Origin of the sequence: Saccharospirillum salsuginis (genome assembly GCF_014651855.1) — a bacterium.
Taxonomy (GTDB): Bacteria; Pseudomonadota; Gammaproteobacteria; order Pseudomonadales; family Natronospirillaceae; genus Saccharospirillum; species Saccharospirillum salsuginis.
This window is the reverse complement of sequence record NZ_BMXR01000018.1, coordinates 1-14,631: the sequence shown is the minus strand read 5'-3', so window position 1 is coordinate 14,631 and position 14,631 is coordinate 1. Positions and strand designations below refer to the sequence as shown.

Below are 14,631 nucleotides of genomic sequence, written 5' to 3'. Positions count from 1 at the left end.
TAAACGGTTGGGTCTTTCTCGCTAGCATGGCTTATTCCGCCTGAATCTGTCGACTGTTTTTCCCGAACCAGCGTATATACTGTCTTCAGTCGTCGCGGTTTGTGGGAAAACTCACAAGACAAGGGCAAAGTTTTCCAGTACGGGAACCGCTGTGGCATATTGGTTTTCTGGCCCGCGGGCGGATGTGAATCCGCCGAGCGTCCGATAACAACAACAATGGATTCGTTATGGCTTACAAGACACCGCTTGAACAACTCAGCCGCCACGTCAAAGAGCGGGGCGACCAGGCATTCCTGCACCAACCGGTCAATCGGGAGCTTAAAATCTGGACCTGGAAGCAGGCCGAGGAAGACGCCCGCAAGGTGGCGCAGGGCTTAAGGGACCTGGGGCTGGAACCGGGTGACCGGGTGGCCATCTTCGCCAAGAACAGCGCCGAATGGTTCATCTCCGACCTGGCCATCATGATGGCGGGGATGGTCAGCGTCCCTATTTACGCGACCGCCGGTGAAGACATCATCCGCCATGTCGTCGAACACAGCGGCGCCAAGGCTGTTTTCGTCGGTAAACTGGATGATACCAAGGCCGGTACCAAGGTGCTCGACGGGTCGATTCCCCGCATCGGGTATCCCTATGAGACCGTGCCTCACGATCACCGCTGGGCGGATTGGGTGGCCGAGAAAAAACCGATCGACCCGATCGCCGATGTCGGCCTCGACGATGTCATGACCCTGGTCTACACCTCGGGCAGTACCGGCAAGCCGAAAGGCGTCGTACTCAACTTCAGCCACTTCGCTGCGGCGGCGACGGCCAACCAGCACCTGATCAAGCTGGATCCGGACAAGGACCGAATGGTCTCCTATCTGCCACTGGCGCACATCACCGAGCGGGGAGTGATCGAAGGCACCGTGATATACAGCGGCAGCCCGGTCTATTTCGTCGAGTCTCTGGCCACCTTCGTGGATGACCTCAAGGTCGCCCAGCCGACGGCGTTTCTTTCCGTGCCGCGCCTGTGGACCCGTTTCCAGGCCGGTATTCACGAAAAAATGCCGGAAGCCAAACTGCAAAAGCTGCTCAAAATTCCATTGCTGGGCAAGATTGTGGCGAAGAAAATCCGTCAGGGCCTGGGGCTGAATTCCGTGCACACCTTCGGCTCCGGTTCGGCGCCCATTTCACCGAGCATTCTGCAGTGGTATTACCAACTCGGCATGCCTATATGCGAAGCCTGGGGCATGACGGAAACCACGGGTCTGTCGACCTGCAACATCCCGTTCCGCAAGGAGCGACTGGGGACCATCGGTGTCCCGATCGATTGCCTGGAAGCCCGGGTCTCCGAGACCGGAGAGTTGCAGGTTCGCGGCGACACAGTGTTTTCGGAGTACTACAACAATCCGGAAGCGACGGCCGAGTCCTTTGTCGACGGCTGGTTCAAGACCGGAGACAAGGCCACGCAAAATCCGGACGGATCCTTCACCATTGTCGGGCGCCTGAAGGAGGAGTTTAAAACCACCAAGGGCAAATACGTCACGCCGGTGCCGATCGAGAGTCGCCTGGCCGCGAACCCGGAGATCGAGCAGGTCTGCGTCATGGGAGCCGGCCGTACCCAGCCGGTCGCCGTCGTCGTGGTCGCCGAGCATTTGCGTGGCGGTGATCGAAGCGCCTTGCGCGCGTCCCTGCAGCAGACCCTCGACGAGGTGAACGCGTCACTGGAAGCCCATCAGAAACTGGATGGCATTCTGGTGACCGAGGACAGCTGGGACATCGACAACGACATGCTGACGCCGACGCTTAAATTGCGTCGGTCCCACATCGAAGATCAGTATGTACCCAAGCTCGATCTGGTGAAGCCGGGGTCGGTTCTCTGGATCGACGAAGCCTGATTCACATCCGCTGAATCACAGGCCATCGTGCCTCTCTTTGGCGCACGTTTTCAGCGTGTGCCCGGGTTGAGGCACAAACCTCTCCTTTTCCTGCCTGTTTAAGCCGTTAATCGGGTGATCCTGAACGGGCAAGGTCTTTGCATTCCTCATTGTGTATCCAGAGGAGTGATCCATGATTGAGAATACCGATTGGCTGATCAAACCGGAAAATTACCGGATCTTGCAGAAAATCCGAAAGCGCATTCGTTCAATCTACGGAACCGATATTCGCATCACCTCGGCGGCCGATGTCGAGGCGCTGTTCCAGTATCGACACGACAAGGATGCCACGCTGGCGACCATGCTTGAGGACCTGTCCGGACGCATCGAACGAGCCTCGGGCCGACCCGTGCCGCAACGCGCCGGTCAGTCGGACGGGCCGGTCAAGATGTATCGCGGCCAGGTCGTTGCCTAGGCTGAGGCCGGGTTTGGTGTGGGGCGAGTGTCGCAATCAGCGCGAGACAGCCGCCGGTAGCGGTTCATCAACCAGCCGCCGGCCAGGCAGAAAAGCACAGCGGCCAGAGCGGTACCGCGAATGCCGATGTCCTGCTCCACGCTTTTTCCCAACAGCAGAATCGAGGGAAACAGGAGGTTGGCCACCGATATGCCCAGTTTCATCATCAGATTGCGGGCACCGAAGTAGAGTCCGGCTCGGGCGCTGCCCGCACGGGCCTGCGCCGCGCCCGCCGCATCCGCGACCAGGGCATTGGGCAGGATGGAAAAAATGGCCAACGGCAGCGCGGCGAGCACCGCGATGACGACGCCTTGAACCAGGGGCGGCAGTGGCCAGTGCCCGAGAAAGACGCTGGAGAGGAAGACCAGACTCATCAGCATGAATCCCGCCAACAGGACCGGCTGATAGCCGACGCTGCGTGCCACTCGGTTGACCGGCCAATAGAACAGAAAGCTGGTGAACAGCATGATCTGCAACAGCAGGCTGATGACGGCTTTATCCAGTCCCAACAGGATCAGAACGAAATAGGAAAACCCGATCTGGATGAAGGTGAGGGCGATCCAGTACAGAAAGTCCGCGATCAGGAACAGTCGGAAAGGACGATCGGCGAACAGGGTTTCAAGAGCGGCCAGGACCGGTTGATGCGACGGTGCGGTCTGAACCAGGTCGTCCTTGTTCAGCGCCCAGATGGGGGCCGACATCAACACCAGGCTGACCAGTGCGAACAGACCCACTCCCCATTGAAAGGCGGTAACCGGGTCGAACCCGAGGTTTTCCAGGCCGCTCTGGACCGCATAGATGCTGTTGCCGAGGATAAAGCCCGCCGCCCAGGTCACAGCGATCCAGGTGCTGAGGTTGATGCGCTCGTGGGCATCCGTGGTCAGCTCGCTCAACAGGGCGGTGTAGGGCACTGTGTAGGCGGTGAAGGCCAGAAAGTAGCCGAACAGCATGACCGCGAGCCAAAGGCTGTTCCAGCCGCTCTCGTTCCCCACCGGCGGTATGAACACCAAAACAGCGAACAGAGTCATCGGCAGCAAGGCGATCAGCATGAAGAAGCGTCGCCGATCCAGCGGGCCGGTGTAGCGATCCGACAGGTTGGCGATCCATGGATCGGTGATGGCATCGAACAGCCGCCCGGAAAAAGCGATCAGCCCGAGCAGGGTCATGAATCCGAACAGGTAGTGTTGTGGAATGAAGGATCGGGCCAGGGTTTCAGCCGTTCCGGTTTCCGCCGGCAGGTAGAAATAATTCAGTAAATTGGCCACGCCGAAGGAGGACAGTGACCAGCCCGCCTGTCCCAGGGCGAATCCGAGTTTCTTGGTACGGCTCAATCGGCTCATGGTCCTTCGGCTCCTGAACATCGATGGAGCGGAAACCTTAGTCTGAAAACGTTACCAAATCGAGGCGAATCGCCGCACTGATGAAGCTCTGTAACAAGGTCGGGATTTTACGGCGAGATTAATGCCGGGCAGGCGGTTATTGGATCAGCCAGTGTATCAACCAGGCCAGACCGAACAGCGGAATCTGGTGGATCAGGTAGAAGCCAAGGCTGTGTCGCCCGAGCCAGGTCAGAACCGGGTTTATGCCCATGGACGGCAGGCGCTGCAAACCAAACAGTCTATAGTGGCCCAGGAAAATACCGATGTAGACCATGCCGAGCCAGGGAATGAGTCGGGTCAGGTCCACGGTGCGGTCCGGCAGGTTGAGCGGCTCTTTCAGGGCGTCGTGGAGAAAGGCGAGGTTGAACCAGTCCGTCGTATTGAACAGCGCCAGAATGGCCAGCCCGGCGATCAGGGCCAGGTGCGGCTTGAACACCAAGGGCAGAGCCAGGATGCTGGCGACCAGGATGAAATGCAGTACGCCGAACCAGATCCAGGCATTCGGGTAGGCGAACCAGGTCGCCAGGCTCAGGATGGCCGCACCGCCGAAAATCTTAAGTTCGCGCTTCCAGAAGGCGCCCCAGCGAATGCCGTCGCGGTTGGCCAGCACCAGGCTGATGCCTACGGTGGCGAAGAAGAGGGTTACGATAACGAAGCGAAAGCCGGCCCAGAAGGGCGCGTCGTTGTCGAACGACACATAGCCGTAAAGACTCAGGTCGTAGCCGAAATGGAAGAGGGCCATCAGCACCAGTGCGATGCCGCGGATTTCGTCGACGGCATCGATACGACCGGTCTTGATGGTGGTCGGTTGGCTACCGGTGTCGCTCAGGGTCGTCAAAACGCGGACTCTCCCATGCCGCCGGCATTGTCGCTACCCAGAGGGCGATAGATGACCTGGTGATGAGGTTGGGATTGGTTCCACGCCAGCTGCTGGATGATTTCGGTGCCGTTGCTGACCCAGCGGGTTTTCAGGATCAGACGGTCCGCCGCGAGGGCGGAGGCGCGGTCGCCGGGTGCCAGGTTGGTCTCGCCGGTGGGACGCAATTGCTGGGTTGAACGCGGTTCTCCGTACTGCTGGCTGATCAGGTTCCGGACCTGATCGAACTGTTCGACCCAGATCTGAACCGGCGCATTGTCGGGTGGCTGGAACAGGAATCGACCCCGGACCAGTTGATCCTGCTCGAACTGGTACACCAGGCGGGTCCGATGGATCGACGCCAGCTCGGCTTCGTAGATGAGGTAGTCGCCGACGCCGAGCGGGGTCCGGTTGGTCCGTTCTTCCGTGTCACGCACAGACTGGCGCGAGTCGCCCCAGTCGGCCACGCCGAAATCCTCCGCATTCGCGGTAATGACCGAACCCAGGGTGGCGAGGGCGGCGAACAGGATCCCTCGCATGCTTACTGGTCCTGTTCGAAACGTTTGAGCAGTTCGTCGCCGCTCAGTTCGTCGAACCCGGCCTCGGTCTCGGTGGCGTCCGGCCGCACCAGCTCTTCTTCGGGTTCGACAGCGGGTGCGGTCGTCTGGCCGGGGTTGGGAGCCCCGGCGCTGCTGTCTTTCAGATTGTTCTCTTCCAGATGCTTCTGATAGACCGATTTCTGGCGCTTCTTATGCTTGGCGAGGCGGTTGTGGCTCGGAATCCGGCCTTTTTCGCCTTTGCCGATAAAGTCTTTCTTGGAACCGGTCTTGACCTTCAGCTTGCCTTTCAGGGAGCGGGTCTTTTTCGCGCGTGACATTGTATGCCCATCGAAATTGAAATTTGTGTCCCTATTATAGGGGTTTGATCAAGATTCTAAACGTACCGGAGCAGATTGATTGATGGAATATCGTACACTCGGCCGTTCAGGCATTCAGGTTTCCAAAATCGCGCTCGGCACCATGACCTGGGGCGAGCAAAATACCGAAGCGCAAGCCCACGAGCAGATGGACTACGCCCTGGAGCGGGGCATCAACTTTTTCGACGCCGCCGAAATGTATCCGGTTCCGCCCCGGGCCGAGACCTACGGCCTGACCGAGGAATACATCGGCACCTGGTTCCAGCGGCGCGGCCAGCGTGACAAGGTGGTACTGGCCACCAAGGCGGTTTCCAAGGGCAATTTCGACTACATTCGCGGCGGTAGCCCGCGCCTGTCGCGCGACCACATCAAGCAGGCGGTCGAGTCCAGCCTGAAGCGACTGAACACCGACTACATCGACTTGTATCAGCTGCACTGGCCAGACCGGACCACCAATTTCTTCGGCAAACTCGGTTTTCAGGGCCCGGTCGAGGAATCCGACATCGCCATCGAGGAAACTTTGCGTGCCTGCGACGATCTGGTAAAGGAAGGCAAGGTGCGGCATATCGGCGTCTCGAACGAGACCGCCTGGGGCGTATCCGAATACCTGCGTCTCGCCCGTGAACACAATCTGGCCCGTATCGACTCCATCCAGAACCCCTACAACCTGCTGAACCGCAGTTTCGAAGTCGGCCTGGCCGAGTTCGCCTGCCGGGAGGATGTCGGGCTGCTGGCGTATTCGCCGCTGGCGTTCGGCATGTTGTCCGGAAAATATCTGGGCGGGAAAAAGCCTGAAGGGGCGCGATTGACGCTGTTCACCCGGTTCCAGCGCTACAACAACGAATTCGGATTCCGGGCGACCGAAGCCTATGTCGACCTGGCCCGTCAGCACGGTCTGGACCCGGCCCAGATGGCCCTGGCCTACGTCAACGACCGGCCGTTCGTCACCAGCAACATCATCGGTGCGACCGACATGGAGCAGTTGAAGAGCAACATCGACAGCCATGAGCTGGTGCTCAGCGAAGAGGTGCTGGCCGGCATCGAGGAGATCCACAACCGCCAGCCCAACCCCTGCCCGTAGTCATGTAGGAGCGCAGTCCCCTGCGCGATTAAACAGCATCTGCAGAAAACCTGTCGCGCAGGGACTGCGCTCCTACACAAGACCTTCCCTAAGAGTTATTCCTCCAAGGAACGCTCAATCCGCAGGCCTATACCGCTCGGGCTGTGGCGCACTACCCGCATCAGTACTTTGGGCGCGGGCATCGGCAGGCCCTGTACCTGGGACGTCACCAGGCTTCCAATGGTGAACCACTGCTTCTGCTCAGACGACAGTTCCACAAAGGTCCCGCCTTCGGACAGGTTCCAGGTGGTCGCTTCGAAGGAATGGCCGTCCTTCGTGGTCAGGCGAATGCGAACCTGAAGCGGTGTACGCGGGTGCGCGCGCTGATCGGTCATTACCACTGGTCCCGCAGGCGACGCAGGGCGATGAAACGGGCCTCGCGGTCGCCGGTGTCGAAGCCCCGCTCTTCGAGCGCGCTGATCAGGTCCGGATCGTCCAGCCGCAGGAACAGGTTGATCCCGGCTTCCTGGGCCAGAGTGGTCGTGGTGCGCGTATCCGGCGTTTCCCGCTCCGCCTGTTGTCTCAGCCGGGCCGCGGCGTCCAGATTGGGCAGGATGCTGAGGGTGAAGCCCAGGTTGTTCAGAATATAGTCGTGACCCGGGTAGATGCGGGCGTCGGGGTTGGCGCGTTCAACAATGCGTTCGATGCTGTGAAACAGCGTCTGGGGGTCGCCCGAGCGGGCATTGCCGACACCGGCGTTGAACAGGGTGTCACCGCTCAGCAAAACCGGCTCCGGCTCCGTTGCGTAGAACACACCGTGCCCCGGCGTGTGACCGGGCGTGGTCCAGAACTCGGCGGTCTGCTCACCGAGCGTCAGCCGGTTGCCGTCTTCCAGCCAGATATCGGCATCGAAACGTTTCTGGCAGGTCAGCGGCGCATAGACCGGAGCCCGGGTCCGCGCCTTGAGTTCTTCCAGATGACGGATGTGATCGCCGTGTTCATGGGTGATCCAGATGGCCTTGATGGTGACGTCGTGCTCGCGCGCCACCTCCAGTAGATGGTCCGCGTCGAACGGGTCGATCGCCGCCGCGTCCCCGGTTTGCTCGCAGACGGCCAGATGATTGTAATTTTGCAGTGAATCCGGCACGTACGTTCTGATGACCTGCATGGGTGGTATACTCGCCCTCGAATTTTCCCTAACCCTATTTAAGAATCCGGCCGCAGGCAATCCGGCGGGATCGAAAAGAGGAGAAAAGTGTAATCCATGTCCCAATCCGTGATGTCCATTATCTCCCCGGCCAAGACCCTCGACTTCGAATCGCCCGCCACGACATCGGTCAGTACCGAGTGTCGTTTCCTGGAAGAGGCGGCGGATCTGGTTGACGTGCTTCGACAGTACAGCGTAGCCGATTTACAGGCCTTGATGTCGCTGAGCCCCAAGTTGGCGGAGTTGAATGTCGAGCGCTTCAGCCACTGGCGGTTGCCGATGTCCGAGTCCGAGAGCAAACAAGCCCTGCTGGCCTTCAAGGGCGATGTCTATACCGGTTTGGAGGCGGAGACGTTGGACGCGATGGGTCTCGACAACGCCCAGCGTCAATTGCGCATCCTGTCCGGCCTCTATGGGTTGCTGCGCCCGCTCGACCGTATTCTGCCGTATCGACTGGAAATGGGGACCCGGTTGCCGACCGAGCGTGGCAAGAACCTTTACCAGTGGTGGGGCGATCGACTGACCGATCGGTTGAACGCCGACCTTCGCGAAAATGGCGCTCGGACGCTGGTCAATCTCGCTTCAAACGAATACTTTAAGGCTGTGAATCCGAAAAAGCTGGCGGTGCCCGTGGTGGTGCCGGAGTTCCGGGACTGGAAGAACGGTCGATACAAGATGATTTCCTTCTTCGCCAAGAAGGCGAGGGGGCGGATGGTCCGCTTCATGCTCGACAACGACATTCGTCGCGTGGAGGACCTGAAAGCCTTCGACCAGGACGGCTACCGGTTCGACCCGGCCACTTCCACCGAGACACGCTGGCAGTTTATCCGTGACGAGAACCGCCAGGCCAATGCGGCCTGACGGCGACCCAACCGAGAAGGAGACTGGAATGAACCGATTGACAAGAGCCGCCCTGGCCGGCGCTATGACGCTGTTGCTCGCCGGGTGCGCCCAGCTGTCGCCCCAGCAGGTTACCTTCGAGCCCGATGTGCCCGAATCGTCCATTCAGGGCGATGGCAGCACTTTGTGGGTCGATGTCGAAGACAATCGCCCGTCCAACGTGATCGGTCAGCGCGGCGGCGTGTATGAAGACAGCAGCGACATCACGCCCGCCGGCAACCTGCGCGAACTGCTGCGCACCACGGCGGAAGAAACATTGCGTGAGGCCGGTTATGAATTGGTCGAGATGAACCCGCGGATCGAGTTCACCTTGTCGCTGGACGAGTTGAACTACGCCGTTGAAGACGTGGATGCGGCCCGGAAGGAAGCAACCGCCTCCGCCAAGATCTCCATTCAGGCCGTCAAAGGCGGGACCATCTACTCGAACGCGTTCCGCTCGCAACGCACCATAGAGACGCTGCGCTTCCCCAGCCCCGAGGAGAACAGCGAGATTCTCAACCACGTCTTCAACGCCGTGGTCGAGCGCGCTCTGACGGATCCGGGTTTGCAGGCGTTTTTGAACGAATAGGCAGGAACGAAAGACAGGGTGGGCGGCGCCCACCCCGGAGACAAGGACGTCAGCCGGTTTTATCGAGGTCGTGTTCCTCGAAGTAGGCCGCCATGAAATCCACGAACGCGCGGCTCTTGGCCGAGAGATACCGGTTTTCCGGGTACACCACATGGATTGTCCGGCTCGGGAAAATAATCTCCGGCAGCAGATGCACCAGTTTCCCGGAAGCCAATTCCTCGCGCACCATATAATACGGCAGGGCGGTGATGCCCATATCGTTCATCGTCGCCTCGCACAGCGTATCCAGATCGTTCACCGTAAAACGCCGGTCCTTGTTCTGCAGGCCGGCTTCCTTCAGGAAACGCTTGATCCAGCGCGGTTCGGCGAAATCGATGCCGGACACCATCAATATATGGTGCTCGTACAGATCGCCCAGCTTTTGCGGGTAACCGTGCTCATCCAGATACTGCTTGGTCGCCGTCAGGATCACCTTCTGCTTCGCTACCGGACGAGCCACCAGCCGACTGTCCTGCAACGACCCCAGATGGATCGCCAGATCGATGCCCTCACGCACCAGATCCAGCCCCTTGTCGGCCAGGATCAGATCGAAATTCACATTCGGGTACTGCTCCAGAAACTTCGAGAAAATCTTCATCAGCATCGACCGGCCAAAGGTGGGCGTCGCCGTAATGCGCAGCGTACCGCGCGGCGACGTCTCCAGATCCTTCACCATATGCTCGGCTTCTTCGAGATCTTCCAGAATGCGGCTGCAGCGATTGAAAAACAGCTGCCCCGCCTCCGTCGGGCTCACCGACCGAGTGGTCCGGTTCAGCAACCGAACGCCCAGTTTATCCTCCAGCAAGCTGATCTGCTTGCTCACCGCCGACGGCGTCAACCCCAACTGATGGGCCGCATTGGTAAAGTTGTTAGCCTTCACGACAGTGGTGAAAATAATCAGCGAATCGAGACGCGCCATGTCATTACCCTGCTTGAGTTCAAGAAACAGCCGGTTTTTATTGGATTACCACAAGACGGTTCATAATAATCTCTTTACTTCAATAATCCAACCTCATTGATGATTAATCTTTGATAATCCGCGCACATCTCGAACAGCCGCACTGTACATTTCTTTACGACTACCGCTCTAAAGCCCCGAGTCAGTCAGCCGCTACCGTTGAGGCAGATGTTTTCGGCGTGGGCACCACATGCCAGCGGTTGATGTCGGGGTGGTGTTCCGCAGGGGCGTCCGCAGCAGGGATGCTGCGGCCAAGTCTCCATGGATGGATTCACGACGGCCCCGGAGGAACACCACCCCGGCAGCGACCGCGGGTTCATGCCACCGATTAGTGCCAAACCACAGAACCATAGAGACGGCCCGTGAGACCGGGGAGACAAACTTCCAATGAACACCGTGATGAACCAATGGGCGCCGTTGTCACCGGGACAGTTCCCGGCTCATGCCAAGGGCCAGCCAATGGCCCGCCAAACCACCTTACCCGACACCCAACCCACCCAGACGCCCAAAGACGCCCAAACCGTCAAGCCCGGCAGCGAAGCCGCCAAGAGCTTCGACGTCGAAGGCCTCGTCGATAACCTCTGGGGATTCATGAAAGGGCGCCTCGCCGAAGCCAAAGCCTCCGGTGCCAGCGAGTCGGAAATGGACAAGATGTGGAGCGCCGCCGAACGCGGTCTCGAAAAAGGATTCAATGAAGCCAAGGACGTCCTGCGTTCACTGGGTAAAATGTCCGAACCCCTGGGCGAACGCATCGATCAGGCCTACAACAACCTCACCGGTATTCTGGATGACCGGGATCTCAGCGCCCAGGCACCGAAAGCACAGGAAACCAGCCGGGAGCAGCCGGTCGCCAACCGACACATCAGCCTGTATCAATATCAGGAGCAAACCTTCTCTCTCGACGTCAAAACCCAGGAAGGCGACACCATTACCGTCCGCGTCAGCAACCAGAGCGAAGCCGGAGCCGAAAGCCGGCAAGGCGACGGCTGGTCCTCGATTCAGTGGGGCCGCAGCGACAGCAACGCCTTCAGCTTGCAGATCGAGGGCGACCTCAACGACGCCGAACGGGCGGATCTGGACAAGCTCCTCGGGGAGGTCAACACCCTGGCCAACGAGTTTTACGACGGCGACCTGAACGTCGCCTGGGAACAGGCACAGGCGCTCAGTATTGACGGCACCAGCCTGTCCACGATGAACCTCAACATGCGCGAAGTGGAAGCCAAGGGCGTTTCCGCCTACCAACAGGAACAAGCCGGCGGTCAGGCCATGCCCAAGGGGTTGGAGCCGCTGCGTCAATACGCCCAGGAGCTGTTGGCCGCCCAGCAGGACTGGATGTCGTCGTTGAACTCCCGCTCCGGCCTGACAGACTCGCTGACCAACCACCCCCGCAACGACGGCGGTTTGGAACGCTTCGCCCGGGAGCTTCTCAGTTAGGCTGTCAACTTGTGTAACCGGGTTCGGGTACCGTTAAAACCGAACCTGGTTCACCGACTCGCCCGATTGCACTGGTAATGGCTCCGACGACCTCTACAATAGAAGACTCACTTGCACTATCGGAGTCAAACTTGTCACGACTGACACTCTACAGTACAGAAGGATGCCATCTGTGTGAGCGGGCCGAGGATGTTCTAAAGAAAGTGGAACGGAACAATCCGGATCTGGAATGGACAGTAGTCGACATCGCCTCCGACGATGATTTGTCCGAACGCTACGGCATCCGCATTCCCGTTATCTTCCTCGAAGGCGCCGAATATGATTTGGGCTGGCCTTTCACCGCCGACGAAGTCCGGCACTATCTCAGACAATTTCAAGCCGTAACCGGATAGGAAAGCGACGGCCTCCGGTCCGCACAGCGCGCGACACGTGCTAAACTTCCTGGCAGAAGTCGCGGAGTGATTCACTCCGCCGTATCGGACCACGATCCCATGGCGGATCGTTTGGTCACCGCCATGTCGTTTAAGGAGTCGCTCATGCCCTTCCGAGTTCTGTCCGCCCTCTTGGGGCTGGTTATGCTGGCTGGTTGCGCCAGTTTGCCCACCCCCCGAAGTGAAGCCATCCATTATGCCCTGGTCAAAGACGCCACGTTGCGCGAGCTGGCCAATGAATGTGCGCGGATGGGTCCGGAATTGCGATCTTTGGCGGTACAGGCTCAGCGCGATTGGTGGCGTCGTAACGGCAATGTCGTCGCCGCGGCTGATTACGGCCTGCTGCAATTGAACTGGGATGATGCTCGCGAACCCCTTGAAGACCAGCGCGCCTATCTATCCATGCAGGTGTTGGAGCTGGTCCAGAACCAGGCCGATACTCAGGTAGCCGAGTGGACCGAAGACGACAAGGCCGCCGGGGAATGCGAGGACCAACTGGCCCGCTATCGGGACGGCAAGGAAGACCTGAGCCGGGAGAAAAAATACTTCGAAACCCTGGTCGCGCTGCAAAACGAAAAAGAACAGTTGGACAGCGACGTCGACCAGGCGCGCGTCATCAATGCCCGCTACCGCAAGTACGGCCGCTCCCTGTTCGTGGTCGAGCAGAAAGTGCAGGCCCAGGGGTGTAATCGCCCTCAGATCTCCATGTTGCGCAATGCCTGGCCGCTGGAAGTGTACGATGCGGTGTGCAGCGACAGCACCTACATTCTGGTGCAGTGCGAGTGGGGCCGGTGTGAGGTCCGCCGCTAACGGTCGTGCCTGAATGAAACCGGGCGTTTTTCAAGCCTATCGGGTGGCGGGACTGGCCGTGGCCATACTGGCGCTGGTTTCGGTGGGTGTCTTCTGGTTCCGCGCGGACCAGTTGGGATGGTTCGGTGAAACGGTCTCCGACGTGCCCGCCTGGCATGACCAATGGCAGGAATGGGTCGACGACCGGGCCGACATCGATCACCCCGCCATGGTTCACTGGATACCCGAACATTGCCTGTGCCGCTTTTTCATGGCCGGGCATGCCGCTGACCTCAGTGAACGGGCGCCGTCACTGGGGTATGCCGCCTATCAGACCGGAGAGATCAGCCTGAGCATCGATCTCGCCCGGCCCCTTCGATCCACCCCGGATTTCAATACGCCCGGCCCTCTGATCCTGCTGACCAATACCGACGGCGCTATCCGCTATCTGGGCCCCTACAGCGATGGCCTGACCTGCACCAGTGCCAACAGCCTGGTGGACGACTGGTTGCCATTGTCCCGTTCCGGCCAGGCGATCAATCTGGACGTGACCAGCTGTCGATGCCTGCATAATCCTGACGAAGCTGCCGAAAGTGCTCAAACTGGTCTAAACTAAGCCGATAAAGCTGTAAATACCGCGTAGAAGTGGAGTAAACGATGTCGGGCGTGCTGCAAAGTGTGGATAGTCGAACCAACCTGGTCGGTCAGAACCGGCTGGAGTTGTTGATGTTTCGTCTCAATGGCCGGCAAGTCTACGCCATCAACGTCTTCAAGGTTCAGGAAGTGCTGACGCTGCCCAGGGTGACAGAGATGCCCCAGCGTCATCCGGCCGTGATCGGCGTGGTGTATCTGCGCGGGCGGGCGGTTCCGGTGGTCGACCTGAGTCTGGCCATCGGCATGCGGCCGACCCAGTACACCGAAGAATCCACCATCATCGTCACCGAGTACAACAGCACGGTGCAGGCGTTTCTGGTCGGCGGTGTCGATCGAATCGTCAATCTGAATTGGGAAGACATTCTGCCACCCCCGTCCGGTACGGGGCGCTACCATTATTTAACCGCCATTACCCACCATGAAGAGCAGATCGTCGAGATCATCGACGTCGAGAAAGTGCTCGCCGAGATCGTACCGACGGACGTGACCTTGTCGGAAGAGATACTGCAGGGCGATTTCATCGAGAAAGTTCAGGGGCGCGAGATCGTGATGGTAGACGATTCCCATACGGCCATGTCACAGGCGAAGTCGACGTTCGAGTCGATGGGAATCATTGTCCATCAGGCCACCGACGGGGTGGAGGGCCTGGCGCTGTTGCGGCGACTGGCCGATGAGTCGGACCAACCGTTGGAGGAGCGCCTGTTGATGCTGGTGACCGATGCCGAAATGCCGCGCATGGACGGGTACCGGTTGACGACGGAGGTTCGGGCCGACCCGCGACTGAAAAACCTGTACATCGCCTTGCATACATCGTTGAGTGGTCAGTTCAACAAGGCCATGGTGAAAAAAGTCGGTTGCGATGCGTTCCTGTCCAAGTTTCATCCCGAGCAGTTGGCCGAGTTGGTGAAGGAACGGATTGAAGGGCCGTCGAGTTAAATCACCGACACCCCCTCCAAAGGGTTGTTAGTAGGGTGGGCATCGAGGCTGTGAAAGTATCCCTTCTTTAAGGTTAAAATCACGGCTTGCTATTCAAAAGGAGCTTTCCAGTGCCTGCCCGCCGCTACAAAACC

17 protein-coding genes are annotated in these 14,631 nt (G+C 59.3%); 10 read left to right on the top strand and 7 right to left on the bottom strand.

Annotation, left to right across the window (positions count from 1 at the left end; genetic code table 11):
- Positions 1–227 precede the first annotated feature (227 nt).
- Complete coding sequence (locus tag IE111_RS23150) at positions 228–1,877, top strand: AMP-binding protein (RefSeq protein ID WP_189613405.1); 1,650 nt, start codon at positions 228–230, stop codon at positions 1,875–1,877.
- Positions 1,878–2,049: 172 nt separating this feature from the next.
- Complete coding sequence (locus IE111_RS23145; RefSeq protein ID WP_189613403.1) at positions 2,050–2,331, top strand: hypothetical protein; 282 nt, start codon at positions 2,050–2,052, stop codon at positions 2,329–2,331.
- Here IE111_RS23145 and IE111_RS23140 read toward each other — a convergent pair.
- The 4 genes from IE111_RS23140 to IE111_RS23125 form a co-directional block, all read right to left on the bottom strand.
- Positions 2,328–3,710, bottom strand: a complete 1,383-nt coding sequence (locus IE111_RS23140) for an MFS transporter (RefSeq protein ID WP_189613401.1) — start codon at positions 3,708–3,710, stop codon at positions 2,328–2,330. The two genes, IE111_RS23145 and IE111_RS23140, sit on opposite strands and share 4 nt — an antisense overlap.
- 136 nt (positions 3,711–3,846) lie before the next feature.
- Positions 3,847–4,587 (bottom strand): heparan-alpha-glucosaminide N-acetyltransferase, encoded by a 741-nt coding sequence (locus IE111_RS23135; protein WP_189613400.1) that lies wholly within the window; start codon positions 4,585–4,587, stop codon positions 3,847–3,849.
- The gene (locus tag IE111_RS23130; RefSeq protein ID WP_189613398.1) at positions 4,584–5,144 is read right to left on the bottom strand and encodes a hypothetical protein; all 561 of its coding nucleotides are present in this window, start codon (positions 5,142–5,144) and stop codon (positions 4,584–4,586) included. The genes IE111_RS23135 and IE111_RS23130 overlap by 4 nt, the downstream gene beginning before the upstream one ends.
- Positions 5,145–5,146: 2 nt before the next feature.
- Positions 5,147–5,482 carry a hypothetical protein gene (locus IE111_RS23125; protein WP_189613397.1) on the bottom strand — a complete coding sequence of 112 codons (336 nt, stop codon included), beginning with the start codon at positions 5,480–5,482 and terminating at the stop codon, positions 5,147–5,149.
- A gap of 82 nt (positions 5,483–5,564) precedes the next feature.
- On the opposite strand from IE111_RS23125, the gene IE111_RS23120 reads away from it, so the two are divergent.
- The gene (locus IE111_RS23120; protein WP_189613395.1) at positions 5,565–6,602 is read left to right on the top strand and encodes an NADP(H)-dependent aldo-keto reductase; all 1,038 of its coding nucleotides are present in this window, start codon (positions 5,565–5,567) and stop codon (positions 6,600–6,602) included.
- Positions 6,603–6,697: 95 nt separating this feature from the next.
- Here the strand turns inward: IE111_RS23120 and IE111_RS23115 are convergent, their stop codons facing one another.
- Together IE111_RS23115 and IE111_RS23110 are read right to left on the bottom strand one after the other, a co-directional pair.
- The gene (locus tag IE111_RS23115; RefSeq protein WP_189613393.1) at positions 6,698–6,976 is read right to left on the bottom strand and encodes a PilZ domain-containing protein; all 279 of its coding nucleotides are present in this window, start codon (positions 6,974–6,976) and stop codon (positions 6,698–6,700) included.
- Complete coding sequence (locus IE111_RS23110; RefSeq protein WP_189613390.1) at positions 6,976–7,749, bottom strand: hydroxyacylglutathione hydrolase family protein; 774 nt, start codon at positions 7,747–7,749, stop codon at positions 6,976–6,978. The genes IE111_RS23115 and IE111_RS23110 overlap by 1 nt, the downstream gene beginning before the upstream one ends.
- A 96-nt stretch (positions 7,750–7,845) precedes the next feature.
- Here IE111_RS23110 and yaaA point away from each other — a divergent pair, with 96 nt between their 5' ends.
- Complete coding sequence (yaaA, locus tag IE111_RS23105; protein WP_229805495.1) at positions 7,846–8,649, top strand: peroxide stress protein YaaA; 804 nt, start codon at positions 7,846–7,848, stop codon at positions 8,647–8,649.
- Between the two features lie 28 nt (positions 8,650–8,677).
- A complete protein-coding gene (locus IE111_RS23100) occupies positions 8,678–9,256 on the top strand; it encodes a YajG family lipoprotein (protein WP_189613387.1) in 579 nt (192 codons plus the stop codon).
- A gap of 49 nt (positions 9,257–9,305) precedes the next feature.
- Here IE111_RS23100 and IE111_RS23095 read toward each other — a convergent pair whose 3' ends face one another.
- Positions 9,306–10,214 (bottom strand): LysR family transcriptional regulator, encoded by a 909-nt coding sequence (locus tag IE111_RS23095; protein WP_189613385.1) that lies wholly within the window; start codon positions 10,212–10,214, stop codon positions 9,306–9,308.
- A 426-nt stretch (positions 10,215–10,640) separates the two neighbouring features.
- Between IE111_RS23095 and IE111_RS23090 the strand changes: the two genes are divergently transcribed.
- The 5 genes from IE111_RS23090 to IE111_RS23070 all read left to right on the top strand — a co-directional run bounded on the left by IE111_RS23090 (position 10,641) and on the right by IE111_RS23070 (position 14,497).
- Positions 10,641–11,687: a DUF5610 domain-containing protein gene (locus tag IE111_RS23090; RefSeq protein ID WP_189613384.1), complete on the top strand. Its 1,047-nt coding sequence runs from the start codon at positions 10,641–10,643 to the stop codon at positions 11,685–11,687.
- 131 nt (positions 11,688–11,818) lie between these two features.
- Positions 11,819–12,079 (top strand): glutaredoxin family protein, encoded by a 261-nt coding sequence (locus tag IE111_RS23085; RefSeq protein ID WP_229805494.1) that lies wholly within the window; start codon positions 11,819–11,821, stop codon positions 12,077–12,079.
- A gap of 144 nt (positions 12,080–12,223) precedes the next feature.
- A complete protein-coding gene (locus tag IE111_RS23080; RefSeq protein ID WP_189613380.1) occupies positions 12,224–12,928 on the top strand; it encodes a hypothetical protein in 705 nt (234 codons plus the stop codon).
- 13 nt (positions 12,929–12,941) lie between these two features.
- Complete coding sequence (locus IE111_RS23075; protein WP_189613377.1) at positions 12,942–13,523, top strand: DUF6436 domain-containing protein; 582 nt, start codon at positions 12,942–12,944, stop codon at positions 13,521–13,523.
- 41 nt (positions 13,524–13,564) lie between these two features.
- Positions 13,565–14,497: a chemotaxis protein gene (locus tag IE111_RS23070; protein ID WP_189613376.1), complete on the top strand. Its 933-nt coding sequence runs from the start codon at positions 13,565–13,567 to the stop codon at positions 14,495–14,497.
- The last annotated feature ends 134 nt before the right edge of the window (positions 14,498–14,631 follow it).

Excerpts from the sequence above, each read along its gene's own strand:
- IE111_RS23150 (WP_189613405.1), top strand. The coding sequence starts at position 228 with ATGGCTTACAAGACACCGCTTGAACAACTCAGCCGCCACGTCAAAGAG.
- IE111_RS23145 (WP_189613403.1), top strand. The coding sequence starts at position 2,050 with ATGATTGAGAATACCGATTGGCTGATCAAACCGGAAAATTACCGGATC.
- IE111_RS23140 (WP_189613401.1), bottom strand. The coding sequence starts at position 3,710 with ATGAGCCGATTGAGCCGTACCAAGAAACTCGGATTCGCCCTGGGACAG.
- IE111_RS23130 (WP_189613398.1), bottom strand. The coding sequence starts at position 5,144 with ATGCGAGGGATCCTGTTCGCCGCCCTCGCCACCCTGGGTTCGGTCATT.
- IE111_RS23125 (WP_189613397.1), bottom strand. The coding sequence starts at position 5,482 with ATGTCACGCGCGAAAAAGACCCGCTCCCTGAAAGGCAAGCTGAAGGTC.
- IE111_RS23120 (WP_189613395.1), top strand. The coding sequence starts at position 5,565 with ATGGAATATCGTACACTCGGCCGTTCAGGCATTCAGGTTTCCAAAATC.
- IE111_RS23115 (WP_189613393.1), bottom strand. The coding sequence starts at position 6,976 with ATGACCGATCAGCGCGCGCACCCGCGTACACCGCTTCAGGTTCGCATT.
- IE111_RS23110 (WP_189613390.1), bottom strand. The coding sequence starts at position 7,749 with ATGCAGGTCATCAGAACGTACGTGCCGGATTCACTGCAAAATTACAAT.
- yaaA (WP_229805495.1), top strand. The coding sequence starts at position 7,846 with ATGTCCCAATCCGTGATGTCCATTATCTCCCCGGCCAAGACCCTCGAC.
- IE111_RS23100 (WP_189613387.1), top strand. The coding sequence starts at position 8,678 with ATGAACCGATTGACAAGAGCCGCCCTGGCCGGCGCTATGACGCTGTTG.
- IE111_RS23095 (WP_189613385.1), bottom strand. The coding sequence starts at position 10,214 with ATGGCGCGTCTCGATTCGCTGATTATTTTCACCACTGTCGTGAAGGCT.
- IE111_RS23090 (WP_189613384.1), top strand. The coding sequence starts at position 10,641 with ATGAACACCGTGATGAACCAATGGGCGCCGTTGTCACCGGGACAGTTC.
- IE111_RS23080 (WP_189613380.1), top strand. The coding sequence starts at position 12,224 with ATGCCCTTCCGAGTTCTGTCCGCCCTCTTGGGGCTGGTTATGCTGGCT.
- IE111_RS23075 (WP_189613377.1), top strand. The coding sequence starts at position 12,942 with ATGAAACCGGGCGTTTTTCAAGCCTATCGGGTGGCGGGACTGGCCGTG.
- IE111_RS23070 (WP_189613376.1), top strand. The coding sequence starts at position 13,565 with ATGTCGGGCGTGCTGCAAAGTGTGGATAGTCGAACCAACCTGGTCGGT.